Raw genomic sequence first — 22,222 nt, forward strand, 5'->3', positions numbered from 1 at the left:
CAAGACCAGCCTGCCGCATCGCACGCGGCAGGCTGCAAGCGCTCATAGGCGTTAGGGGCGCTTCATCTTGCAGGTGGTTGCCGCATCGGCAGCCGCCATTGTGACCGTGTCCTCAGCCTTCAACCCGAAGCCCGAGTTGTCATAGTCGAACTGCACGTCGTCAGTGTGGGCCTGAATATGCACGTCCTGAATGATCTGATGGTCGATCTCGCGCATTTTCAGCTTGGTGCCCCAGATGCTGTCATGCTCCATACCTTCCAGAGCATAGGCAACCTGAGCCATATCTGTCGCTGTGCCCGCCTCGTTGATGGCTTTGGCCAGCATCTCAACCACGTTGGCAATCCGCGGCTGTGCCGGGTCGGTGTCGGGATAGGCTTCCTTGAAGCCCGTCACAAACGCGGCAGCACGGTCCGAGACCGGCGGGTTGATCTGGCCTTCGCCCACCACCCGCAGAGATCCGACACCGGATTCCCCGAACGCAGCGGTAATGCCGTCAGCCGCGCCGTAATAGGTGTAGATCGGCCCCTCAAAACCGTTCTCAAGCACCGACTTTCCGAGGTTCAGCATGTCTGCGCCCCAGTTGCCGGTGATCACAAGATCTGCCTCTGACGCCATGATCTTACGGGCATAGGGGGTGAAATCTTTGACCTTGCCGATCGGATGCAACTCGTTTCCGACGATCTCGACATCGGGGCGCTTTTCGCCAAGGAATTTCACCGCAGCGGCGGCCACAGCTTTACCAAAAGAGTAATCCTGCCCGATGATATACACTTTTTCGACGCCATCATCTGCTGCAATCACATCGGTCAGCGCGTCCATCTTGATGTCTGCATTCGCATCAAAGCGGAAATGCCAGAAATTACATTTATCGTTGGTCAGGGCCGGATCAACGGCCGCGTAATTCAGAAAGATAACCTGATTGTCGGGATTGCGGCGGTTGTGCTTGTCGATAGCGTCGGTCAGGGCGTTGGCCACGCCCGAACTGTTGCCCTGCGCAATGAAACGGATGCCCTGATCGATTGCCACCTGCAACTGAATGAGCGATTCCTTGGGGCTGATCTTGTTGTCGAATGCGACGATTTCAAAGTTCTGACCGTCCAGAACACCGCCTTCTTTGTTGACCAGTTCATCGGCGGCAAACTTAAACGTCGCAAGACCCTGATTGCCCGTCGCCGCAAAAGGGCCAGACAATGGGTCGATAAAGGCAATCTTGATATTCTCGGCATATACGGCAGTTGCACTAATCGCCACTGCCAGCGCAGCACTCAAGCCGCGCATTGTTGTATTTTTCATATCATTGTTCCTCCCTGTTATTGTCCGACACACGCCTCCTCCGCAGTGCCGGAAAACACAGGCTCACAGTGACACACCCCCGAAAAGAGTCAACAGTTCCTTTGATTTTTATAGCCTACAATCAATTAGTTAAGAGACCCAAAGGCGCCACCCAAATCTTGAGCAGCGTTCTGATCACCGGTGCAAAATTTTTGTTCAATAGCTAAAAAAAACGAACAAACCGGACTAAAGAAATTTCCAAGACTTGCCGCAGAGCCGGTCCAATCGAAGTACAGACCCCGGGCAACTTCGGTCCCTAGGCCAGACTAAGATTTTTCCCGGCCTCAACCAGCATCGGGCCATAGACTGTTTCCAGCTCTTTGGGGGTTAGGTGAAAAGACGGACCTCCTACGTTCAGACCAAACACCCGGTTGTCGATAACCGATCTGAAGGCAACCGAGATTCCGTTTACGTCCGGTCGCCAATCTCCATAGCCGGTACAAAAACCCAGCCGGTCCATCTCTTCCTGTGCTGTGTTGAAGCTGCTTTGCCGAAACTCTTCGGTATCGCTGTCCTGCGTCCGCGCGGTCTCAAATGCCTGGGCGCGTTCATCTTCGTCCATCGCGGTCAATATCGCCCGCCCCATGGCCGAGCGGAACAAAGGCAGACCCGTCCCAACACGGGCCACCAAGGAAACCTGTTCACGCGAGGTTTCGGTCGCCAGATAAACTGCATTCATTCCATGCCGTTCGCCCAAAGCCACAACAACATACGAGTTGGGACCATTGCGCAACTTCAGCATTTCGCGCCGTGCGCGTTCGGCAATGTCCAGACTTGCCAATACGCCAAACCCCAAAAGCATAACGCCCGCGCTTAGTCGATAGGTGCCAGTGCGATTGTCGACCTCAAGATAATCCAGCTTGCACAATGTGTGGGTCAGGCGCGAAACGGTTGCCTTCGGCAGTCCGGTTCGTTTGGACAGATCGGTGTTGCTAAGTGCGGTATCCCCTTCGCGAAAGCACCGTAGAACATCCAGCCCCCGCGCCAAAGCGGTGATGAAGTTACGGTCTTTCAGTTCCTCACTGGTGCCTTCGACCATCGTTTACCCCTTAATTCCAACCACTATCCAACGCACGCAGCCCATGTTCGGCAAAGATCGGAACGAACTGCCCGGACTGTCGCGCACGCTCGGGGTTGGATGCATTGCCGTCCAAAGCTCGTTTATAAACGCCCTGAATAATTGCGGCCATACGAAAGAAGCAAAAAGCCAGGTAGTAGCCGAAATGGTCAATTCCATCCAACCCCCGGTAGGTGCAATAGGCGGCGACAAATTCTTCGTCGGTCATCAAACCTTCGGCGGCACGGTCCACGCCTGCCAGTCCGCGGCCCATACCACCCGGCGGCATCTGCCATTGCATGATCACGGCGGCCAAATCTGCATAGGGATGGCCAATGGTGGATAATTCCCAATCCAAAACAGCCAGCACATCCGGGCTGCTCTTGCAGAAAAGCATATTGTCGATGCGGTAATCGCCATGCACCAGCGTCCGTTGTCCGTCATCCTCGGGGGCCTCATCCACCAGATGCGCCATCAGCCGGTCCATCGCCGCGATGGTCTCGGTTTCCGAAGCGCGGTACTGCTTTGACCAGCGGCCGATCTGACGTTCAAAATAATTCCCCGGCGGCCCGTAATCCGACAGGCCCACCTTGCCGATATCGACGCTGTGCAAGTCTGCCAGTGTTTTGTTCATCGCCTTCTGAATACCGCCCCGCTCGTGCCGGGGTACATCGGGCAATTCGGGAAAGTTGAAGTGCCGCCCGTCCATGAAGTCCATTACATAGAACATCGAGCCGATGACGCTTTCATCTTCGCAAAGAAGATGCATCTTTGACACGGGCACGTCCGTCTCGGCCAACGCCTTTTGCACCCGGTATTCTCGGTCAACCGCATGAGCCGATTTCAACAACTGGCCCGGCGGCTTGCGACGCAGTACATATTTATGCGAAGGCGTGCTTAGCAAGAAGGTTGGATTGGATTGACCGACCTCAAACTTCGTGAACTCGACCGGTCCCTCGAAGCCTTCAATCCTGTCAGACAGATAGTCAGCCACGGCCTTTGCATCTAGGGTCTGGGTCGATTGGGACATCGTAATTCCTCAGCTATGAGTGATCATCTCGGCCTGCGCTACAGGGTGCAGGTGAGGGATTGCGTTAAATTCGGTCAACCCGATACCCCGCGATGAGAACAGGAACCGAGACTGAGAGGTGTTGCGAAGTTGCAGGTTCAATTCCATCATTTGCGGATTGGGCGCATTCAAGACAGACGACGTGATCTGGCCAATGGGTCCACCGGACGAAACCACAAGAACCCGCCGGGCCTCGGTTTGTGTGACAAAACGCAAGGCAGCGGCGACGCGCGCCGAAAACTCGGCCCAGCTTTCCGACGCGTCGGGCAAGCCACCTTCCTGCCAGTGCAGGATGGTTTCCCTTAGCGCACGGAAATGGGTTTTGCGATCCCTCTGTACCCTCTGGGGAACGTCGCCGCCGCAACGAGCGTTTAGCAGGTCCTTGAAATCATACTCGTTCAAACCCGCATGCCGCTCGGGCGCCGCACTAAACCCCATCGAGGCCAGCGTTTCGGCTTGGCGCGTCAATGTACCAGTGATCAGACGGTCCGGAACCCAACCCGTGCCCCGCAACCAGTCGCCCAATTGAGCAGACTGCCGGTGCCCCAGATCCGAGAGTTTGTCGTAATTGTCCGCCCCGAACGAGGCCTGTGCGTGGCGGACAAGAAGAAGCTCTGCCATATTCAGCCCGGAAACTGCCGCGCAAGACTGGCGCCAGCAGCCAGATACTCATCTGCAATTCGGTCAACCAGCGCCCGGGCAGGCTCGATGCTTTTGACCTCACCAATGCCTTGGCCAGAACCCCAGATCGTTTTCCACGCTTTGGGCTTTTCGCGGTCAGTCGAAAAATTCATCGAGGTCGGGTCCGCCGTGGGCAGGTTTTCAGGGTCCATTCCTGCATTCACAATCGACCCACGCAGGTAATTGCCCCAGACGCCGGTGAACAGCGAAGAATAGACGATGTCATCCCCGGCGCTGTCCACGATCATTTGTTTGTAGCCGGGATCGGCATTGGCCTCATCCGTGGCAATAAAGGGTGACCCAACATAGCCGAAATCAGCCCCCATCGCCAAAGCCCCCAGCAGCGAGTTGCCCGAGGCAATCGCCCCAGACAGCGCCAGCGGCCCATCGAACCATTCGCGAATTTCACGGATCAGGGCGAAAGGCGACAGCGATCCGGCGTGCCCCCCTGCTCCGGCGGCTACGGCCACCAGACCATCGGCCCCTTTCTCGATCGCTTTTTTTGCGAACTTGTTGTTGATGATGTCGTGAAACACGACGCCACCATAGGAATGCGCGGCCTCGTTCACTTCGACCCGTGCGCCCAAAGAGGTGATCCAGACCGGGACCTCGTGCTTAACGCAGATGTCGATGTCCCGCTGCAACCGTCCGTTTGACCGGTGCACAATCTGGTTCACCGCATAAGGCGCGGCCGGGTTGTCGGGGTTTTCCTGATTATGCCTGTCCAACTCTTCTTTGATGCGGGTCAACCAGGCGTCCAGCAGGGGCGGCTCGCCTTCGGCCTCTCGCGCGTTGAGCGCAGGGAAAGAGCCGATGATGCCTGCCTTACATTGCTCAATCACCAGGTCAGGGTTCGAGATGATGAACAGCGGTGAGCCGATCATCGGAATGCGCAGACCCCGCAGAACCTTCGGCAGATGTGAATCGTCGCGGTTCCAAGCGGTCATTTATAGAACCTCGAACAGGCCAGCGCCGCCCATGCCACCACCGATGCACATGGTGCAGACCACATATTTGGCGCCGCGCCGCTTGCCTTCGATCAGGGCATGACCCACCATCCGCGCGCCGGACATGCCATACGGGTGGCCGACAGAAATCGCGCCACCATCGACGTTCATAATCTCGTTGGGAATGCCCAGACGGTCGCGGGAATACAGAACCTGCACTGCGAAGGCCTCGTTGAATTCCCACAGGTCGATGTCGTCCATGGTCAAGCCATGCGCCTTTAGCAGCTTGGGTACGGCAAAGACGGGACCGATGCCCATCTCATCCGGCTCACACCCAGCAGCCATCACACCGACGTAGCGGCCCAGAGGTTCCAGTCCTTTTTGTTCTGCAACCTTGGCCTCCATGATCACCGAGGCCGATGCCCCATCCGACAACTGCGAGGCATTGCCCGCCGTGATGCACTTGCCTTCCTTGATGTGGATGCCATCCTTGAACACCGGCTGCAGACCGGCCAGAGACTCGACCGTGGTCGAGGGGCGATTGCCCTCATCCTTGTCCAGCGTCACCTCATGTTCTGATATCTCGCCGGTTTCGCGGTTCTGCATTTTCATCACCGTAGTCATCGGAACGATCTCGGCGTCAAACCTGCCTGCCTGCTGCGCGGCATGGGTGCGAGCCTGAGACTGCGCGGCGTATTCATCCTGATATTCACGGCTCAGACCATAGCGTTCGCCAACGGTTTCGGCGGTTTCAAGCATGGTCATGTAAAGCTCAGGCTTGTGTTCAACGATCCACGGGTCGCGCCCCACGCGCATCTCAGGCGTCTGCACCGTCGAAATACTCTCAACGCCGCCGCCGATCACTACATCCATGCCATCGTGCACCACTTGCTTGGCTGCCGTGGCAATCGCCATCATCCCCGAGGCGCACTGACGGTCTAGCGTCATACCGCCCACTGTTACCGGCAAACCGGCCCTGATAGCGGCTTGGCGGCCAATGTTGCCCGCCTGATAGCCCTGTTGCAGGGCGGCACCCACGACGCAGTCCTCGATCTCGGCCGGATCAACGCCAGAGCGTTGCACCGCGTGTTCAATGGCATGGCTCATCAGAGCTTGCGGGGTGGTAGCATTGAAAGCGCCGCGATAGGCTTTGCCAATCGGGGTACGTGCTGTTGAGACGATCACTGCGTCGCGCATTTCGTTTGTCCTTTCGACGGATTATGCTGTCTGTTTCGAAAATTTCACATTTAACCAAAGGGGCGAACGGGCCCCGGTGCGATTAGAACCCCCGCAATCCGGCCACGATTTCGGCGTGATAACTATAATCCCCAAGCCATTCCGCCGAGACCCGCGCCCGTTTCATGTAGAACCCCATGTCAAACGCATCGGTCATGCCGATGCCGCCATGCATCTGGACCCCCTCCATCACCGCCAGCTTTGCGGTCTTGGTCGCTCGGGCCTTGGCCAGCGACACGGCAAGGGTGGCGTCCTTGGGATTTTCATCCAGCATCCGCCCGGCGTGCAGAATGGCGGAACTGGTCACTTCGGTCTCGCACCAAAGATGCGCCGCGCGGTGTTGCAGGGCCTGAAACGCGCCGATTGGAACGCCGAATTGCTTACGCTCTTTCAGATATTCAACCGTCATGCCAAAGGCCCCGACGGCCAAACCTGCGGCCTCGGCCGCCAAGGCGGCCTGACCAGCCTCCAGCGTCGGCCGCAAGATTTCCATGGCATCGCCAACCGTGCCCAGAACATCCTCGCCCGTGGCCTCGACATCCACAAACCTAATCCGCGCCGACGAGCGCGCGTCGATCATATCCGAAACTGACCGTTCCACGCCGTCACGGTCGGCGGGGATATCAAACAGGGTCAAACCTTCGTCCGCTTGGGCCAGAACAAGCAATCGGTCGGCAAAGCCGCCGTCCACCACAAAGCTCTTGTCGCCGTTCAGACGGAAACCGTTGCCGTCCTTGGTGGCGGCCAAGGTCGTCTTATCCGGTGCGTGTTTACGGCCTTCGTCGATGGCCAGCGCATAGGTTCGTTCACCCGCCGCGATCGCCTGCAGCGCGGCATAAGCCCTATCATCCGCCACCTGCCGCAACGCAGTTGCCGCCATTACCGCTGTCGAGATAAATGGCGTCACAGCAAGTGTTTTGCCCATTTCACCGGCCAGAACCCCGGCGGCGGCATGGCCCATATCCGACCCGCCTTGCGCCTCGGGAACCAGAATACCGGCCCAACCCATCTGCGCCATCTCAGCCCAAAGCGCGGGATCATGCGCTTCGCCCGCATCCCGCATGGCGCGCAGCTTACCAACCGGGGCGGCCTGATCCAAAAAACCGCGCGCAGCATCAGCCAGCATCAACTCTTCTTCGGTTTTCACCAATTTGGTCATGCGTGACCCTTTCTGCCCATGATCAGCAACCGCTTGCGCCCAAAGTCACGACGGCAATCCCAAGACTCGCTTGGCTACAATGCCCAGCATCACCTCGGACGTGCCACCTTCGATGGAATTCGCCTTGGTGCGCAGCCAATCGGACGGGCGCGTGCCCATAGACCCATCCCACTCCAGTGCGTCCGACCCCCCCGAGTCCATCAACACCTCAAACACGCGCTTGTTCAGCTCGGTGCCCATGTATTTCAACATCGCCGAGGCATCACCTGCGCCGTGACCTGCTTCGGCCTGATCCTTGTAGCGTTCCAGCGTCAGCCCAATGGTCAACGCATCAATCTCGGTCTGCATAGCCTCGGCGCGCAGACTGGCGCTGAGGGCGCCGTCACTTTCGTCGGTCAGCACCGCACCAAGAGACCGGCCCGACCCCATCAACCCACCGGCCCCGCCCGAGATCATCTCGCGTTCATGGGTCAGCAGGTATTTCGCCACGTCCCACCCTTTGTTGACCTCATGCACCACCTGTTCCTTGGGCACTTTGACATCATCAAAGAAGGTCTCGCAAAAAGGCGACTCACCCGAGATCAGGCGAATGGGGCTGGTCGAAATGCCGGGCGTTTCCATATCGACCAAAATGAAGGAAATCCCCTTGTGCTTGGGCGCGTCGCGGTCGGTGCGCACCAACACGAAAATCCAATCCGCCTTGTCGGCATATGACGTCCAGACTTTCTGGCCATTGACCAGCCAGTGATCCCCCTTGTCCTCGCACTTGGTCTGCAAGGACACCAGATCAGACCCCGCGCCGGGTTCTGAATAACCCTGACACCAGCGTATTTCGCCGCGCGCGATTGGCGGCAGATAGTGCAATTTCTGCTCTTCGGTTCCAAATTGCAGCAGCGCAGGCCCCAGCATCCAGATACCAAAGCTTTCAAGCGGGGAACGCGCCCTGATACGGCGCATTTCTTCGTGGAACACCTTTTCCCGCGCCCGATCCAGACCGGCCCCGCCATAGGCGCGCGGCCATGTGGGAACTGTCAGCCCCTGTGCCGCACACCGCTCTAGCCAGTCTTTCTGCGCCTGCGATTCAAACTCCCAGCGCTTGCCGCCCCAACAGATTGTTGCTTCGCTTGAACTACGATCGCGCATCTCGGCCGGGCAGTTTTCCTCTAGCCACGCACGCAAAGCGGCCCGGAAAAGATTCGGCTCGGTAATATTGTGCATCGCGTCCTCCCACGCCTCACAGAACCCAAGCTCTGCGACGCCGTTCCGCTGTGCAGAATTGCATTTCAATTTCGTGTTGACAACCCCTCTCTACGCCCGATGATGCTTGCCAAGAGCGCTCAGGTGTCGCGAGGAGGACCCCATGAAAGCCATGCTAAGCACCGCCACGGGCGGCCCCGAAACACTGGAACTGACTGAACTGCCAGACCCGACGCCAGGCAAGGGACAGGTTGTGATACGTGTCCACGCGGCAGGGCTGAATTTCCCTGACACTTTGATGATTCGGGATCTTTATCAGATTAAGCCACCCCGCCCGTTTGCCCCCGGCGGCGAAATCGCGGGCGAAGTTGTTGCCTTGGGTGAAGGCGTAAGCGATCTGGCGGTGGGCGATCGGATACTCGCGCTGACCTCATATGGCGGATTTGCCACCCATGTCGCGATTGACGCGTGGCGCGCGGTGAAAATCCCCGATGCCATGCCCTATGAAGATGCAGCCTGCTTTGTTTTCACCTACGGCACGTCCTATCACGCGCTGAAGGACCGCGGCTATCTGGCTAATGGGGATACCCTGTTGATCCTTGGCGCTGCCGGTGGCGTAGGGGCTGCGGCGATCGAGCTGGGCAAGGCCATGGGTGCGCGCGTGATTGCGGCCGTCTCGTCCGAGGAAAAGGCCGATTTCTGCCGCCGGATTGGCGCAGATGAAACGCTCATCTATGCACGTGAAATGGACAGCCGCGACGCACAAAAAGAACTGTCGGCGCAGGTCAAGGCGCTGGCCGGGCCGAATGGGGTTAACGTGGCCTATGACGCAGTCGGCGGCGGATATGCCGAGCCGGTCATCCGCGCCATGGCCTGGGACGGGCGGTTTCTGGTTGTTGGCTTCCCTGCGGGCATTCCAAAGATACCGGCCAATCTTGCGCTGCTGAAAAGCTGCCAGATTGTTGGTGTGTTCTGGGGTGCGTCAGTGATGCGCGATCCTGCGGCACATGCCGCGAATATGAAGGACCTGTTCACACTGTACACGGAGGGCAAGATCAAACCCCAGATCTCAGCCAGCTTTCCCCTGGAACAGGCTGCCGAGGCCCTCAAGCTGATGGATGATAGAAAAGCGATGGGGAAAGTTGTTCTGACAATGAGCTAAAGCACGGCGCAGCCTTTCCTGCGGGCGCTATTCCAGATGCGCCGTGTCATTGTACCCGCGCACCACCATCTTATCGCCATGGATCACCAACCGGGTGAAAGAGCCATTGGCCGCGCCCAGAAAAGTCATGGCAGGCACGCCTGTGGCAATCGACATGGCGGCGGCGATCACCCCGCCATGGACAAACGCGGCCACGCGCTGATCGGGATGCGCCGCTGCGATCCGCAACAACCCGGCGCGAACACGCCCGGTGAACTGAGCTGTGGTTTCCGCCCCCGGAATCTCACCCCATTCATGGCTGGCCTCAGCGCGTTGAAAAGCCGGATGCCGCTCGGCCGCGCGAATGCGGTACTCTCCGCCATCCCAGTCGCCCAGAAAAACTTCGCGCAGATCGCGTTCTTCGATCGGCTCCAAGGCCAGATGCTCCAGCAGCGGTGCCGCTGTTTGGCGGGTGCGTCGCAATGTAGTGACGTAGACGGCAGAAAAGGGAACCGACTTCAGCCGCGCTGCAACGGCCTCGGCCTGACTTTCGCCATTCGGATGCAAGGCCGGATCGCCATGCCCGTCTTTCAGCGGGAAGGGTTTGCCCGGTATCGCCGGCTCGGATTCACCGTGTCGGACCAGCAAAATATCCGCTGCACCTGCAGGCGGAACAAAAACATGCTGGCGAAACTCTTTGGTCATGGCGCGCGTCCTTTTCAGCATTCCACACGACACAACACCACCCCCGCGCCAAGCGCAACGTCCTGATGCCAATTGACTATAAATAGGTCGCGAACCCAGAAGGTCGCCTATCGCTAAGCGGTAGATGATAGTGTTGAAGGGCTGGGAACTGCGCTGAACGGCAAAAACAAGGGCGCGCGCATGATGTTAAGATGTCTTTTGAACGGCTCGGTCCATTCGGAGCCTCTCACCCTATGTTGGGGTGAGCCTGCCTCGCTTACATCAGAAGCGCGGCGTAGCTTTCGGCGGATGCGTTGTGCAGGAAATAGGCCAACAGCAACGCGCATACGGAAATAGGAGCTATCAACTCCATCGCATCCCTAATGAACCTTGAGGAGCCATTCCCGCGCAGGCCCGAATCCGCTGTCTTGGACTTCCGCGCTGCTGGGAACAGCTCCTTTGAGATATATTTAACCATGTTCAACTCGTTACTAACTACTTTGGACAACCTATTCCCCTCTAATTTAACCCAATATTAACGCTGTTATAATTCAGCTATTACCGGGGACTTTGCCACCAAATCCGGGGATATTAATCCGCAGGATCGCCCATTGTTGAAATACCCGGAACGGTGACGGCGATCGTACCCTTCGTGAGCTAGCGAAAGAAGAACAGACAAGTGTGGACCCTTATCTGGGTCGTAGCCTTGCTTTAGTCCCTTAACGTCTGGTTCCGGTCTTGGGACGGCGGCTTTGGAAGCAGCACGCAGTATCTCCTTCCTCATTCCCCGGTTCTCATGGCTTTGGCGGCCAAGATTTTTGTAGACCTTGGCCGTAGCGCCGACAAACCTGCGCTGTTCATTTTTTCGGCGCTTGTTTTGTGTTTCTACTGGTGGCTCGCTTGGGCACCAGCCAATACCAGCGGTAAGCCGCACAAGTGGGCCGGACCTTCCGCACACTCAGCGTCTTATTGGTTCAGTGATATTGGTTCACCTGACGCTGCATCTTGGAACACAGACGCAGAAGTCGAAGGATGGGATACACGATTCCGTTTGAATTCGAGGGGTCAACAAAGGGTTCGTTTTTGGTCGGGTGGGACATGACTGCCTCCTAAGCTTACCTAAGGTTAACTCAGACCCGGAACATGTTCTGTGAACAAGGGCACACAAGACCAAACCATGTCCCGTATTGGCGTATAAAATGGCGCCGCACATAATGGGTCGAGATCACCCTTAAAAGGGTATTATCAGTGCAAAGCCTGTGAAGATGGGAACACAGCAACAGCCTTTACCGGAATTTTCATCCAAAAATCTGCTTGTTCAAAAATTTAGGGAGCCATCTCCCTAACTGGCGGAAACGGCTCCCACAAATTTGGTCATTCAACATTTAACTCGTTACTCAACGTGTCATACAATTATCATTCACAGCCTCGCTTGGAAAATTATCGACGCATTTTTTGCGACTTGAGAGGTTTTTTGATCAATACTCAGAACAGTGACAAAGCACATCGGCACACTGTTTACTGATTAGAGACTTTAACGGGTGAAAATTCCCGCCAAGCGACCAATTTGAGCCAAAAGTTTGAGAATCTTCTGTGGGCTTAATCAGGTCGTCGATTCATTACGTTCCAAGGCCATAGAAACGGCAATCTTGGTGCCTCGCAGGGCGCAAGGCTTGTCAGAATTACATAGTAATGTTTCTATGTGATCAGCGCTTTAGCGACAAAACAGGACTTTAGCACGCACAATTGGGAGGATTTCTATGAAACTGCATTGCTTGGTCGCGTTGTCGGCGAGCCTTATTTGTTCGCAGACCTTCGCACAAGATGCGCCGATCCAGCACGATGCAGAGTTCTACGTCCTACAGGCTCAATACGCCCAGCAATGGGCTCAGGATGATGCTGCCGTGGACGCGGCGCTTGCCACTTTTCGGGCGGAAAACGGGGGCAAGCCTCCGAATATCATCAATGTTCTGATTGACGATGTCGGCTTTGGCGACATGGGCATTCCTGAACTGAATGCTGTCAGAGGATATTCAACCCCCAACATGAACGACTTTTCGGATCAGGCGATGCGGATGGTTCGCATGTACACAGAACCCTCGTGCACGCCAACCCGCGTGGCACAGATGACCGGGCGGCTACCGGTTCGCATGGGGATGGGAAACACCTCGGTCGATATTTCGGGTTTCGGTTTACCCAGCGACGAAGTCACGTTGGCAGAGGTGCTGAAGGGCGAAGGATACGCAACCTCGCATGTCGGCAAATGGCACATGGGCGACATTGCGGAAAGCTGGGCCATGAATCAGGGGTTTGATTACGCCCAGCACGCGGTGCACCAACAGGGACAATTGGATATCTTCAATGATGATGGCATTCGGGAACAGGTCTCGGTCGGAATAGGCGACTACGATCCCATCTATACGCTGGATAACTGGTTCCGCCCCGATCCCGCGGCGATGGTTACCGTGATCGAAGGTGAAGCCGGAGGCCCGATCCGCGAAATCCGAATGGAGCCAGGCGAGCGCTGGGGCGCTGAAAAATACGATGAGATGAACCAGGCATTTCAGGACAAAACGCTCAGCGAATTGCGGCGGTTGTCAGAAGGCGAAGCGCCATTTTTCCTGCAATACTGGCCCATGATCCCGATAGACAGCACAAGAACAGGGCGAACTGGCCCCGAAAGCGCCAATGCCGGGTTGTTCGTCGACAAGATGCAGTTGCTGGACCAGTGGCTGGGGGATTTGTTTGACGAAATCGACGCGCTGGGGCTGTTGGAAAACACCATTGTCGTCGTGATGGGGGACAACGGACATTTCACCAAATATTCCCCGCAATCCGGCTTTTCTGCGATGGTATTTCGTGGCGGCAAAGGGGACACCAGCGAGGGCGGAATTCGCGTCGACGCCTTCATGCGCTGGTCCGGCATGATTGAAGCCGATGGAATGCTCAACAGCATTGTGCATGTCTCGGACCTTTATACGACGCTTGCACGATTTGGCGGTGCCACACAACATATCCCGCGTGACCGGCTTGTGGACGGCGTCGATCAAAGCGCGGCGATCCTGTTTCAGGACGAACAGAAAGCGCGCCGCGACAGTGTGATCGCCTATTCGATCCACTCGCCTGAGGCGATTATCAAGGATCAGCTCAAGCTGGTTTTCCCCGGCTCGCTGGAAAATGCGATCCTGGCGGACTTCTTCAACCTCTACCGGGACACACGAGAAGAATACCCCGTTTCAACCGAAGTGGGCGCGTGGGGCGGGGCCGAGTTCGTTCGGATACTGGGCCGGCACATGGCCCGCAAAGAGAAATTCCCGGACACTCAACCCGCGATTGGTGTTCCCTATGAAGGGATCGAAAACATCCGACCGGAAACCCAGCGGGCGGTCGAGGCATTTCTCGCAAAACAAGGCTCGTCCATGCAGTAATCAGAACCCCCTTTGCCGCAACCCTGCCAAAGGCCCAAGCATTATAGACATCAAGGAACACAAATGGCTGCAAATCTAATTTTCACTTTTGGCTTGGTCATCTCGCTTGGCATCGGATTTCTGTACTTTCGCGATCTTGGGGACGTTTCGCAGATGCTGCTGAAGGTAAAGCGCGAAAACATGGTGCGCTTTATCCGGCATGAATACACACTGATCGCCGTTGGGCTGGGAAGCTTCGTGGTCGCTACGCTGGTGCATTTCATTTTTGGCAGCGGGCTATTCTGGCTATGGATCATTTCAGCTTTGCTTGTGATCTTCCTTTATGGATTTCCCTATGTCTGGGTCCACTTGGGACTTAGAAACCAACTGAACGATGCCGCCTTTTTCCCGATTTCAGAAGCCCGGAAATACGTCGGCCCGTCAGCGCCCGTTATCGTAATTGAAAACAAGGGACACGCCCGCGCGCATCCCGATGCACAGATCATGAGGCCTCATCTGGCCGGCGATGTGAACGGGTTGGGCGGAGAGGACATCGTGATGACCTATTGCGCGATGGCAAATCTTGGACAGGGCTATGCCCCCCGGATCGAGGGCAAGCGTCTTGATCTGGAAGTTCTGGCACAGCACGGCAACAACCTGATCCTGCGCGACAATGAAACCGGTGAGCCAATCCAACACATCTATGGGTTCCGCGAAGCCGACCGGGACCCAGAGGCCGATGGCCTTGCCTGCCCCCTGCGGCCCGAAGCGCAAATGACGCCTTGGCCGACCTACCGGATGACGTTTCGCGGCTTTCAGAAAGCCTTTCCCGAGGGCGAAGTCTTTCTGAACCCACCCTCGCCAAATCTGGCTTTGCGTCTGCTGGACATGATCACTGAGATCACGTTCGGCTGGGGCATCGGGCGTCAGCATCAAGAGGACGCCCCTGTCATGGACAACATGGATCGGACCGACAATCGCTTGCCCAACAAAACCTATGTTTGGGGGATCACTATTGACAATGACGCCGCTTGTTGGACGGATGACTTCGTGGTCGACAACAATTGGATCGTCAACGCCAATGTCGGCGGGCGCGATGTAGTCGTCAGCCTGGACCCCAAATACGAAAGCCTTGGCGTATGGTACAATGACAGCGGCCAGCCTGTGACGCGCTGTGACTTTTGGGGGATGTCGGATCAGGGCCGGTTGAAACGTGTCGAAACGCTGCGCGCGGGCGTGTTCTGGCATGTCTGGTCCGAGTTCTTTCCGGAAACCGACATCAATCGCGTTTCACGAGGGGAGACCAAAAGCGAAGCGGTCGCCTGACACACAATTTCACGCTTAACGATCTTGGGAGGGATCAATGGCTATTACGAAAAGACTTAGAGATACCGCACTGAAACTGGCATTCGCCGCGACGCTGCCCACGTCAGTTTACGCGCAACAGTCTGATTGGTCTTATCAGGCCACGATTTACCTGTTTACGCCCGAAACAGAAGTATCCCAGGAAACGCCCAATGGAACAGTAGAGGGAACTCTGGCCTTTTCAGACGCGCTGGAAAACCTCGATCTGGCGTTCATGGGTACATTTGCGGCAACCAACGGGCGTTGGTCGATTTTGGCCGACTATAACTATACCGACCTTTCGTTCAGCAACGACACGCCCGGTCCGGCCAGTTCCGGCGTCGAAACATCACTGACCACGCAGTTCCTGAGCGGCTATCTGGGGTACAGGGTGTTGACCACAGACACCTCGACCGTCGATTTGGCCGGAGGGTTCCGGTGGTTCCGAACCCAAACAGATTTTACCGTTTTACCGGGAGCCGCGCCGGGACGAATGGTAAATGTCGACGAAAGCTGGACCGACCCTGTCATCGGCGTCCGAGCGCGCATGAGGTTCAATGAACGGTGGTCCGGAACCGGTTTTTTTGACTATGGCGGTTTCGCAAGCGACAGCGAAACCTGGCAAGTTCTGCTGACCGCAGACTATGCAATCAACGACCGGTGGTTGCTGAGAGGGGGGTACCGCTATATCTCGTTCGATCACGAAATAAACGGCGGCGACTTCAAGTTTGATCAATCCGGCCCGCTATTTGGGGCAACCTATCGGTTCTAGCCGGTTGCTTTGCACACAAACGGGAAATGCGTCTGGGATCGCCGCAATTCCCACTGTTGGGGGTATCAGGTCACAGGTACTTTGATACGCTGCGGCGAGGCGTCAAAAGCGAAAGCAGGTGACATCGTTTCAAGCACATTCTGATGCGCCACCTGAACCCACGAACGAACCTGCAGCAGGATCGCTGCCCCGCCGACAACGATTGTCGCGCCTATCATGGGAGAGGCCGCAAGTTCATAGTTTTGGGTGCTGGCGATCCACAATGCGAACCCAAGGCGGGTCACGGCCACCGCGTCCGTTACGCGGGTCAGCTTAGGCAGGAAATAAGACGTGATCGCAGACGCGCACACGATCAACCCCATGTAGATAAACCCCGCCAGAACCGGCAGCGGCAATCCCAACCGTGTAGCATCGACATGCGAGTACAGAACACAACCCGCCGAGAACGCGAGGAAGGCAATGGAATAAAGTCTGCGCTTTTCCCGGTTTAGATGTTCGACAATCCGTTTCACGGCAAAGCCCCTGAGCCAACTGACCAGACCTTTCTGAAGCCGGAATTTGTGGTTGATCTGACGAAATCTGGGCGGAAATGAGACTTTGCCACCGAAGGACCAAGACTGCGTGGTCACCTTAGTGCGGCGTTTCAAATTTTCCTTCGGCTTGGAAATGGCCAGTCGGAGGCGTCGGAAAAAAGATCAGGCTTTGGTAACACCGGAAAAGTTCAATAAATCAACGGCCAGCCGGGTTATTCCTCGACAAATATCACCAGCAGCAAGCGGCGGATCTCCAATACAAAGTCTTCCTTCGACTGGGAAATGACCAACGCGCCGCGCGCGGCGGTTATGACCAGATAAGAAAGGTCTTGCGCGCGTTCCGAAGTGGACGCCAGACCTTGCCGCAACAGAAATTCACCCAGTTTTGCAACATAGGCCCCTGGCCAGTTTTCCGGCTGCGCCGCCGCAATCTCCAACGCATCTTCCAGCAGCTTTGCACCATGGTCCGTTTTGGATATTTCCAACGAGTCGCTCACGACATGAAGCAGGACTTCTTCCAAAACTTGAAGCGGAGCGCCGTCACCTTTCTCCAAAAGCTCAAATACCTTCCGGTACAGGGTTTCGGTATAAGTTCTCAGCGCCCACGTATAGCAGGACTCCTTCGAGCCGAATTTCTTGTAAATCGACTGACGGGACAGCCTGACCGCCTTCGCGATGTCTTCCATGGATGTCTTACGGAACCCATATTGCGCAAACGTGTTCATCACATCACGGGGATCAACACCCGAAATCGTTGGCGCCGTTACCATGTCTTACCTCTCATCAACCCGGTGCATGACGGATACCTACCCTTAGGCAGGTGCAAGTCCGCTCATCTTCAGGTTGCCTCTTCCTGTCGCGTCACGTTTTGCCTGCACGAATTCATCAGCCGCTACTCCCAGTTTGAATCAAATTAGGCTTCAAACCTGAGGCAGGGCCGAACGTCGCGCATTTTTTGGGACTTGGTTTACACAACCAGTCCAACTTGCCAACGGCTCTTGGCGTCGCAGTTGCGTTGCAACTGACGAAACTGGCCAAAAAAACCGTCGCCTGCGGAACGCAAGCGACGGCTCGACTAATTTGACAGCATTAGGATTGCACGGCTTTCATGAACCGGTCTCGGATCACGACGGGGTCCATCGTAATCGGTGGCATTTTCGCGTTACCGCTTTCGCACTTACTGACGATGATCGTCATTTTCTTGGCGTCCAGCGCCTCCTGCAGCACGCGGCCTGTATCCTCGGCCTGACATTCGATCACCCGATCGCAGCCCGCCGCCTCGGCCATTTTGGCAAGCGAGGTTTTTTGCCCGGCATAGGTGGGTTGATCGCCCGTCGACCCATATGACCCGTTGTCGACAATCAACAGGATGTAATTGTCAGCAACGTTATTGGCGATAGTGGGCAAAGTGCCAAGATTGGTCAAAACAGACCCATCGCCGTCGATGACGATAACCGGCTTAGGTTGGGCAAGCGCCAAACCCAAACCGATGGAAGAGGCCAGACCCATCGTGCCCAACATATAGAAATTGGTCGGCTGATCGTCGATTGCGTGAAGCTCCTGACTGGGGATACCAATGTTGCAGACCACCAGTTGATCCCGCAAGATCGGAGCGATTTCTTTAAGGATTTCTGAACGGATCATTGGTCGCCGTAGCCTCCCCAAAAGTTGGCATCGGTCAGAATGGCGACCGGTTTGTTGCACATGAACGTGTATTTCAGGATTGCGTCCAATTCCTCGACATCCGCTTGATGGTGAAAGTGGTAGGTGGGGATGTTCAACTGGGCAAGCAGGGCCTTGGTGTGCACCGCCATTTCAACCTGACAAGCGATGGGTTCACGCAGTTCTCCGCGATACGAGATCAGCATGGGCAGCGGCATCCGGTAGTACTGAATCAACGTCGCAAGCGTGTTGATCGTTACACCAATTGCCGTGTTCTGCATGATGATGGCCGGGCGCTTTCCACCCATCCATGCACCTGCACACAGGCCCATGCCCTCATCCTCTTTGTTGGAGGGGATGTGGTAGATGCCATCACGCTCATCAATCTCGGCGATGACGCCCGCCAGTTGCTTGCACGGGACAGTGGTGACGAACGAAATATCGTTGGCCATCAGATCATCCGTGATCTTTTTGTCTATGTTCATGTCCTGTTTGTCAGTCCTGATTGGGGCGCAAAAGCGCGATTGACGAGTTACGGCCTGCGGTGCACATGCACGGCACAGGCCGCATGACGGACGACGCGCGAGGCGGTCGACCCCAGAAAATAGTCGCTGAGGCCAGGCTTGTGCGACCCTATGACGATGCATTCAAAGTCGTTGTCACTGGCATAGTCGATAATGGTCCGTGCGGTGTGGCCCTTGATGATATCGCACTTGATCCCTTCAATATCCGACACTTTTTCGCGCAGAAGGTTGCGCGCAGCGCGAAACCCTTCGGCGACCACGTCCTTGTCCAGATATGCGCTGACCGACCCTTGCGGCATTTCATAGACATGCAGGGCTATGATCTCGGTATCTTCGGCGGACAAGGCACGTGCAACCTGCAATGTGTGCTGTGACAACCCATGATCCAGCGCCATCGGCACGAGAATTTTCTTGTACATAAAAGCCTCCTACTCCCATGGCGCGAGGATGATCTTGGGCGCGGAAACCGCACCCCTCCGCAGATCCTGGAATGCGCGCGCGCCGTCAGACAACGCGCGTACCTCGACCCAGTCAAGCGCACCCAGACGGCCATCAAAAATGGCCTGTGCGGTTTCTCGGAAATCCTCAGCCGTATATGTATAGGTGCCGAAAAACGTGATTTCCTGCAAGGTCATACGGCGCACATCCAGCCCGCCGCTATCCTCACCCAAACCCGCATGAGCGATCACCCCGCCCGGCTGTGCCAGAGCGGAGGCCGTCGCGCGGGTCGCGGCAAACCCGACCGCATCAATGATCAACGGAAACGTATCGGTGGTTTCAGCGACTAGCTCAAAAGGGATCGCATTTTGCAGATATGCGCGTCGCAATGTGTTTGGCTCAACAATCTGAAGGTTTTCGACCCCCATTGCGGACAGGGCCAGCGCAGCGGCAACCCCGATGGCGCCGCCGCCCAACACCAGCGCGCGACGCTCCATGGATGAATGCAACGCCTCAAGCCCAAGGCGCGCCGCATGCCACCCCACGGCCAGCGGTTCCGCCAAAGCAGCCTGTGAAAGGCTGACATGCTGCGGCACCTCGATCAAATTTCGTTCTGGCATGGCAACAAACTGTGCAAAAGCACCTTCACGGGGCGGCATTGAGATGATCTGACGGTCCGGGCACAGGTTTTCGCGCCCAGCAGAACAAGCACTACAACGTCCACAGGAAACCAGCGGGTTAATGGTAACCCGCGCGCCGTCACGAGGGCCGCCTACAATAACGCCAGCCGCCTCATGTCCAAGGATCAACGGTGCCGGTCGACGCGCATCATGGCCCAGATAGGCGTGCATGTCCGACCCGCAGATCCCGACCGCTTGGATCCGGATGAGGTGCTCGCCCGGATTGGGCTTGGCATCCGGGACATCCCGATAGGCCACGTGTTCGACACCTTCATAGACCAAAGCCTTCATTTTGCGGTGAACCCCCCATCAACCATCAGCACCTGCCCGGTGACATAGTCCGACGCGCGCGAGCACAAAAACAAGATCGGGCCGTTGATGTCCGCCATTTCGCCATTGCGGCGAATACAGGTCTGGGCCGCATTACGTTCCGCGCGCTCAGGATCATCAAAAACGGCGCGCGTCAGTTCGGTTGGGAAGAACCCCGGCCCTATTGCATTGGCCGTGATGCCGGAGGGCGACCATGCCTCGGCCATTGCACGGGTCAATTGGCCGATCCCCGCCTTCGTGGCACCATAGGCAACACCACCCGGAAAGGCGCGCGTCGTCTGTAGCGAGGCGAAATTCACGATACGGCCCCACCCCTTTTTTTTCATCTCAGGAACCATCGACTGGCTTATAAAAAATGGTGCGCTGAGATTCACAGCCAATGTCTGATCCCACCCCTCGGGGGTCACGTCATCGGCTGTCTCACGGGTGTTCAACCCAGCCGCGTGGACGAGGATATCCGGCGCACCAAACTTGGCCGAGACTTCCCGCGTCAGTGCATCTACACGCGATCTGTCTGAAATGTCAGCGACGACCGCATCGGCATTTTCGCCGATCTCTTCGATCAGCCCGGCCAACGCCTCGGATCGGCGCGCAACGCCCACAACCTGCGCCCCCGCAGCCGCCAGAACCTTGGCCACCTGTCGCCCTAGGCCCGAGCTTGCACCGGTCACGCAGGCAACTCTGCCTCTCAGGTCAAAAAGCGCGCGCGGGTCATCCATCTGCGGTCAGGTCAAATTGTTCGTCGGGGAAATACTTGGCCAATCGCACGTCTGCGGCACGTGCATGGCCTTCCATCCCTTCCAGCCGAGAAATGCGGGCGGTTGCGACGGCAATAGGCTTGGACCCTTCCCGTGTTGCGCGCTGCCACGTGACGATCTTCATGTATTTGTGGACGCTCAACCCCCCAGTATAGCTAGCCGCGCCCGACGTCGGCAGAACATGGTTCGTACCCGTTGCCTTATCGCCATAGGAAACCGTGGTTTCTTCACCCAAAAACAAGGAGCCATAGCAGGTCAGCCGATCCAGCCACCAATCCAGATCCTCGGCCTGAACGGTCAGATGTTCGGGCGCGTAGGCGTCGGAACAGGCGGCCATTTCCTCGCGATCCGAGCAGACAATCACTTCGGCATAATCCCGCCACGCGGCAGAGGCGTTTTCGCGGTTCAATTCGGGCAGGTCTGCGATCAGGGCGGGAACCAGCTCCATCACTTTTTGCGCCAAAGCCCGATCATCCGTCACCAGCCAGACGGGTGAGTTATACCCATGTTCGGCCTGACTGACCAAATCGGTTGCCACCACATGCGCGTCGGCGGATTTATCCGCAAGGATCAGGCTGTCGGTCGGTCCTGCGATCATGTCGATGCCGACCTTGCCATAGAGGATACGCTTGGCCTCGGCCACGAACTGATTGCCGGGGCCCACAAGGATATTCGCGCGCGGCAGTCCGAACAGGCCATAGGTCATCGCAGCCACGCCCTGCACCCCACCCATAGCCAGAATGCTATCGGCCCCGCAGATATGTGCGGCATAGACAATGGCCGGGGCAACACCTTCTCCGGGTTTTGGAGGAGAACACGCGGTGATATGGCGACAACCCGCCACTTTGGCCGTCGTCACCGTCATGATCGCGCTGGCGATGTGGCTATACCGCCCGCCGGGCACATAACAACCCGCCGCATCCACCGGGATCGCCTTTTGCCCTGCGACAAAACCGGGCACGATCTCCATCTCAACGTCGGAAACTGTTGCTTTTTGCGTTTCGGCAAAGCGACGCACGTTGTCATGGGCAAACCGGATATCGGCCTTCAGCTTTTCGGGCACCCGCGCGATGGCCGCGTCAATCTCGGCCTGAGTCATCAGCACGTTGCCCTCGAACTTGTCGAACTTCGCCGCGTATTCCATGGCCTTGGCGTCGCCACCCGTTTCGATATCGGCAAGGATTGTCTTCACCGTGTCATGCACCTCGGTTGCATGAGACTGCGGGGTTAGCGTCGCTTTTTTCAAATACTCGCGCGGCATGGTTGGAAAA

General features: G+C 56.9%; 23 protein-coding genes. 4 read left to right on the forward strand and 19 right to left on the reverse strand.

The features are described from left to right. Nucleotides 1–51 precede the first annotated feature (51 nt). The 8 genes from ACT2B1_RS15285 to ACT2B1_RS15320 all read right to left on the reverse strand — a co-directional run bounded on the left by ACT2B1_RS15285 (nt 52) and on the right by ACT2B1_RS15320 (nt 8,699). Nucleotides 52–1,293, reverse strand: coding sequence for a branched-chain amino acid ABC transporter substrate-binding protein (locus tag ACT2B1_RS15285; protein WP_254428784.1), 1,242 nt, complete (start codon nt 1,291–1,293; stop codon nt 52–54). Nucleotides 1,294–1,588: 295 nt separating this feature from the next. Beyond that, nucleotides 1,589–2,371 (reverse strand): IclR family transcriptional regulator, encoded by a 783-nt coding sequence (locus ACT2B1_RS15290; RefSeq protein ID WP_171241242.1) that lies wholly within the window; start codon nt 2,369–2,371, stop codon nt 1,589–1,591. A 10-nt stretch (nt 2,372–2,381) separates the two neighbouring features. Beyond that, complete coding sequence (locus ACT2B1_RS15295) at nt 2,382–3,419, reverse strand: phosphotransferase family protein (protein WP_171241243.1); 1,038 nt, start codon at nt 3,417–3,419, stop codon at nt 2,382–2,384. Between the two features lie 9 nt (nt 3,420–3,428). Continuing rightward, on the reverse strand, nt 3,429–4,079 hold the full coding sequence (locus ACT2B1_RS15300; protein WP_481668073.1) for a histidine phosphatase family protein: 651 nt from the start codon (nt 4,077–4,079) through the stop codon (nt 3,429–3,431). Between the two features lie 2 nt (nt 4,080–4,081). Next, nucleotides 4,082–5,086: an NAD(P)H-dependent flavin oxidoreductase gene (locus tag ACT2B1_RS15305; protein ID WP_481668074.1), complete on the reverse strand. Its 1,005-nt coding sequence runs from the start codon at nt 5,084–5,086 to the stop codon at nt 4,082–4,084. Next, nucleotides 5,087–6,283, reverse strand: coding sequence for an acetyl-CoA C-acyltransferase (locus ACT2B1_RS15310; protein ID WP_171123418.1), 1,197 nt, complete (start codon nt 6,281–6,283; stop codon nt 5,087–5,089). It lies immediately after the preceding gene. Between the two features lie 82 nt (nt 6,284–6,365). Then, the gene (locus ACT2B1_RS15315; protein WP_481668075.1) at nt 6,366–7,481 is read right to left on the reverse strand and encodes an acyl-CoA dehydrogenase family protein; all 1,116 of its coding nucleotides are present in this window, start codon (nt 7,479–7,481) and stop codon (nt 6,366–6,368) included. A 45-nt stretch (nt 7,482–7,526) separates the two neighbouring features. Further along, the gene (locus ACT2B1_RS15320; protein ID WP_481668076.1) at nt 7,527–8,699 is read right to left on the reverse strand and encodes an acyl-CoA dehydrogenase family protein; all 1,173 of its coding nucleotides are present in this window, start codon (nt 8,697–8,699) and stop codon (nt 7,527–7,529) included. A 142-nt stretch (nt 8,700–8,841) separates the two neighbouring features. On the opposite strand from ACT2B1_RS15320, the gene ACT2B1_RS15325 reads away from it, so the two are divergent. Continuing rightward, entirely contained in the window at nt 8,842–9,840 is a 999-nt protein-coding gene (locus ACT2B1_RS15325) for an NADPH:quinone oxidoreductase family protein (protein WP_171241247.1), read from the forward strand. 27 nt (nt 9,841–9,867) lie between these two features. Here the strand turns inward: ACT2B1_RS15325 and ACT2B1_RS15330 are convergent, their stop codons facing one another. From ACT2B1_RS15330 to ACT2B1_RS15340, 3 genes are all read right to left on the reverse strand, one after another. Then, a complete protein-coding gene (locus ACT2B1_RS15330; RefSeq protein ID WP_171123427.1) occupies nt 9,868–10,524 on the reverse strand; it encodes a histidine phosphatase family protein in 657 nt (218 codons plus the stop codon). 256 nt (nt 10,525–10,780) lie between these two features. Next, nucleotides 10,781–10,981 (reverse strand): hypothetical protein, encoded by a 201-nt coding sequence (locus tag ACT2B1_RS15335; protein ID WP_171241248.1) that lies wholly within the window; start codon nt 10,979–10,981, stop codon nt 10,781–10,783. 496 nt (nt 10,982–11,477) lie between these two features. Next, nucleotides 11,478–11,603, reverse strand: a complete 126-nt coding sequence (locus ACT2B1_RS15340; protein ID WP_256368401.1) for a hypothetical protein — start codon at nt 11,601–11,603, stop codon at nt 11,478–11,480. A 660-nt stretch (nt 11,604–12,263) separates the two neighbouring features. Between ACT2B1_RS15340 and ACT2B1_RS15345 the strand changes: the two genes are divergently transcribed. From ACT2B1_RS15345 to ACT2B1_RS15355, 3 genes are all read left to right on the forward strand, one after another. Next, a complete protein-coding gene (locus ACT2B1_RS15345) occupies nt 12,264–13,931 on the forward strand; it encodes a sulfatase-like hydrolase/transferase (RefSeq protein ID WP_481668077.1) in 1,668 nt (555 codons plus the stop codon). A gap of 63 nt (nt 13,932–13,994) precedes the next feature. After that, complete coding sequence (locus ACT2B1_RS15350; RefSeq protein ID WP_481668078.1) at nt 13,995–15,236, forward strand: DUF3179 domain-containing (seleno)protein; 1,242 nt, start codon at nt 13,995–13,997, stop codon at nt 15,234–15,236. Between the two features lie 37 nt (nt 15,237–15,273). Then, a complete protein-coding gene (locus ACT2B1_RS15355; RefSeq protein ID WP_254428783.1) occupies nt 15,274–16,026 on the forward strand; it encodes an outer membrane protein in 753 nt (250 codons plus the stop codon). Between the two features lie 65 nt (nt 16,027–16,091). Here the strand turns inward: ACT2B1_RS15355 and ACT2B1_RS15360 are convergent, their stop codons facing one another. The 8 genes from ACT2B1_RS15360 to hisD all read right to left on the reverse strand — a co-directional run bounded on the left by ACT2B1_RS15360 (nt 16,092) and on the right by hisD (nt 22,212). Continuing rightward, nucleotides 16,092–16,673, reverse strand: coding sequence for a hypothetical protein (locus ACT2B1_RS15360; protein WP_481668079.1), 582 nt, complete (start codon nt 16,671–16,673; stop codon nt 16,092–16,094). A 98-nt stretch (nt 16,674–16,771) separates the two neighbouring features. Then, nucleotides 16,772–17,329 carry a TetR/AcrR family transcriptional regulator gene (locus tag ACT2B1_RS15365; RefSeq protein WP_171241251.1) on the reverse strand — a complete coding sequence of 186 codons (558 nt, stop codon included), beginning with the start codon at nt 17,327–17,329 and terminating at the stop codon, nt 16,772–16,774. Between the two features lie 319 nt (nt 17,330–17,648). Then, on the reverse strand, nt 17,649–18,203 hold the full coding sequence (comE, locus tag ACT2B1_RS15370; RefSeq protein WP_171123440.1) for a sulfopyruvate decarboxylase subunit beta: 555 nt from the start codon (nt 18,201–18,203) through the stop codon (nt 17,649–17,651). Continuing rightward, on the reverse strand, nt 18,200–18,706 hold the full coding sequence (gene comD / locus ACT2B1_RS15375; RefSeq protein WP_170698774.1) for a sulfopyruvate decarboxylase subunit alpha: 507 nt from the start codon (nt 18,704–18,706) through the stop codon (nt 18,200–18,202). Before comD ends, comE begins: the two co-directional genes overlap by 4 nt. Nucleotides 18,707–18,753: 47 nt before the next feature. Continuing rightward, entirely contained in the window at nt 18,754–19,164 is a 411-nt protein-coding gene (locus ACT2B1_RS15380) for a universal stress protein (RefSeq protein WP_171241252.1), read from the reverse strand. Nucleotides 19,165–19,173: 9 nt separating this feature from the next. Then, nucleotides 19,174–20,154, reverse strand: a complete 981-nt coding sequence (locus ACT2B1_RS15385) for an alcohol dehydrogenase catalytic domain-containing protein (RefSeq protein WP_481668080.1) — start codon at nt 20,152–20,154, stop codon at nt 19,174–19,176. Beyond that, entirely contained in the window at nt 20,151–20,912 is a 762-nt protein-coding gene (locus ACT2B1_RS15390; protein ID WP_171241254.1) for an SDR family NAD(P)-dependent oxidoreductase, read from the reverse strand. The genes ACT2B1_RS15385 and ACT2B1_RS15390 overlap by 4 nt, the downstream gene beginning before the upstream one ends. Then, complete coding sequence (gene hisD, locus ACT2B1_RS15395) at nt 20,905–22,212, reverse strand: histidinol dehydrogenase (protein WP_481668081.1); 1,308 nt, start codon at nt 22,210–22,212, stop codon at nt 20,905–20,907. Before hisD ends, ACT2B1_RS15390 begins: the two co-directional genes overlap by 8 nt. Nucleotides 22,213–22,222: the final 10 nt, after the last annotated feature.

This window comes from Ruegeria sp. S263 (assembly GCF_056780525.1).

Excerpts from the sequence above, each read along its gene's own strand:
- ACT2B1_RS15285 (WP_254428784.1), bottom strand. The coding sequence starts at position 1,293 with ATGAAAAATACAACAATGCGCGGCTTGAGTGCTGCGCTGGCAGTGGCG.
- ACT2B1_RS15290 (WP_171241242.1), bottom strand. The coding sequence starts at position 2,371 with ATGGTCGAAGGCACCAGTGAGGAACTGAAAGACCGTAACTTCATCACC.
- ACT2B1_RS15295 (WP_171241243.1), bottom strand. The coding sequence starts at position 3,419 with ATGTCCCAATCGACCCAGACCCTAGATGCAAAGGCCGTGGCTGACTAT.
- ACT2B1_RS15300 (WP_481668073.1), bottom strand. The coding sequence starts at position 4,079 with ATGGCAGAGCTTCTTCTTGTCCGCCACGCACAGGCCTCGTTCGGGGCG.
- ACT2B1_RS15305 (WP_481668074.1), bottom strand. The coding sequence starts at position 5,086 with ATGACCGCTTGGAACCGCGACGATTCACATCTGCCGAAGGTTCTGCGG.
- ACT2B1_RS15310 (WP_171123418.1), bottom strand. The coding sequence starts at position 6,283 with ATGCGCGACGCAGTGATCGTCTCAACAGCACGTACCCCGATTGGCAAA.
- ACT2B1_RS15315 (WP_481668075.1), bottom strand. The coding sequence starts at position 7,481 with ATGACCAAATTGGTGAAAACCGAAGAAGAGTTGATGCTGGCTGATGCT.
- ACT2B1_RS15320 (WP_481668076.1), bottom strand. The coding sequence starts at position 8,699 with ATGCACAATATTACCGAGCCGAATCTTTTCCGGGCCGCTTTGCGTGCG.
- ACT2B1_RS15325 (WP_171241247.1), top strand. The coding sequence starts at position 8,842 with ATGAAAGCCATGCTAAGCACCGCCACGGGCGGCCCCGAAACACTGGAA.
- ACT2B1_RS15330 (WP_171123427.1), bottom strand. The coding sequence starts at position 10,524 with ATGACCAAAGAGTTTCGCCAGCATGTTTTTGTTCCGCCTGCAGGTGCA.
- ACT2B1_RS15335 (WP_171241248.1), bottom strand. The coding sequence starts at position 10,981 with ATGGTTAAATATATCTCAAAGGAGCTGTTCCCAGCAGCGCGGAAGTCC.
- ACT2B1_RS15340 (WP_256368401.1), bottom strand. The coding sequence starts at position 11,603 with ATGTCCCACCCGACCAAAAACGAACCCTTTGTTGACCCCTCGAATTCA.
- ACT2B1_RS15345 (WP_481668077.1), top strand. The coding sequence starts at position 12,264 with ATGAAACTGCATTGCTTGGTCGCGTTGTCGGCGAGCCTTATTTGTTCG.
- ACT2B1_RS15350 (WP_481668078.1), top strand. The coding sequence starts at position 13,995 with ATGGCTGCAAATCTAATTTTCACTTTTGGCTTGGTCATCTCGCTTGGC.
- ACT2B1_RS15355 (WP_254428783.1), top strand. The coding sequence starts at position 15,274 with ATGGCTATTACGAAAAGACTTAGAGATACCGCACTGAAACTGGCATTC.
- ACT2B1_RS15365 (WP_171241251.1), bottom strand. The coding sequence starts at position 17,329 with ATGGTAACGGCGCCAACGATTTCGGGTGTTGATCCCCGTGATGTGATG.
- comE (WP_171123440.1), bottom strand. The coding sequence starts at position 18,203 with ATGATCCGTTCAGAAATCCTTAAAGAAATCGCTCCGATCTTGCGGGAT.
- comD (WP_170698774.1), bottom strand. The coding sequence starts at position 18,706 with ATGAACATAGACAAAAAGATCACGGATGATCTGATGGCCAACGATATT.
- ACT2B1_RS15380 (WP_171241252.1), bottom strand. The coding sequence starts at position 19,164 with ATGTACAAGAAAATTCTCGTGCCGATGGCGCTGGATCATGGGTTGTCA.
- ACT2B1_RS15385 (WP_481668080.1), bottom strand. The coding sequence starts at position 20,154 with ATGAAGGCTTTGGTCTATGAAGGTGTCGAACACGTGGCCTATCGGGAT.
- ACT2B1_RS15390 (WP_171241254.1), bottom strand. The coding sequence starts at position 20,912 with ATGGATGACCCGCGCGCGCTTTTTGACCTGAGAGGCAGAGTTGCCTGC.
- hisD (WP_481668081.1), bottom strand. The coding sequence starts at position 22,212 with ATGCCGCGCGAGTATTTGAAAAAAGCGACGCTAACCCCGCAGTCTCAT.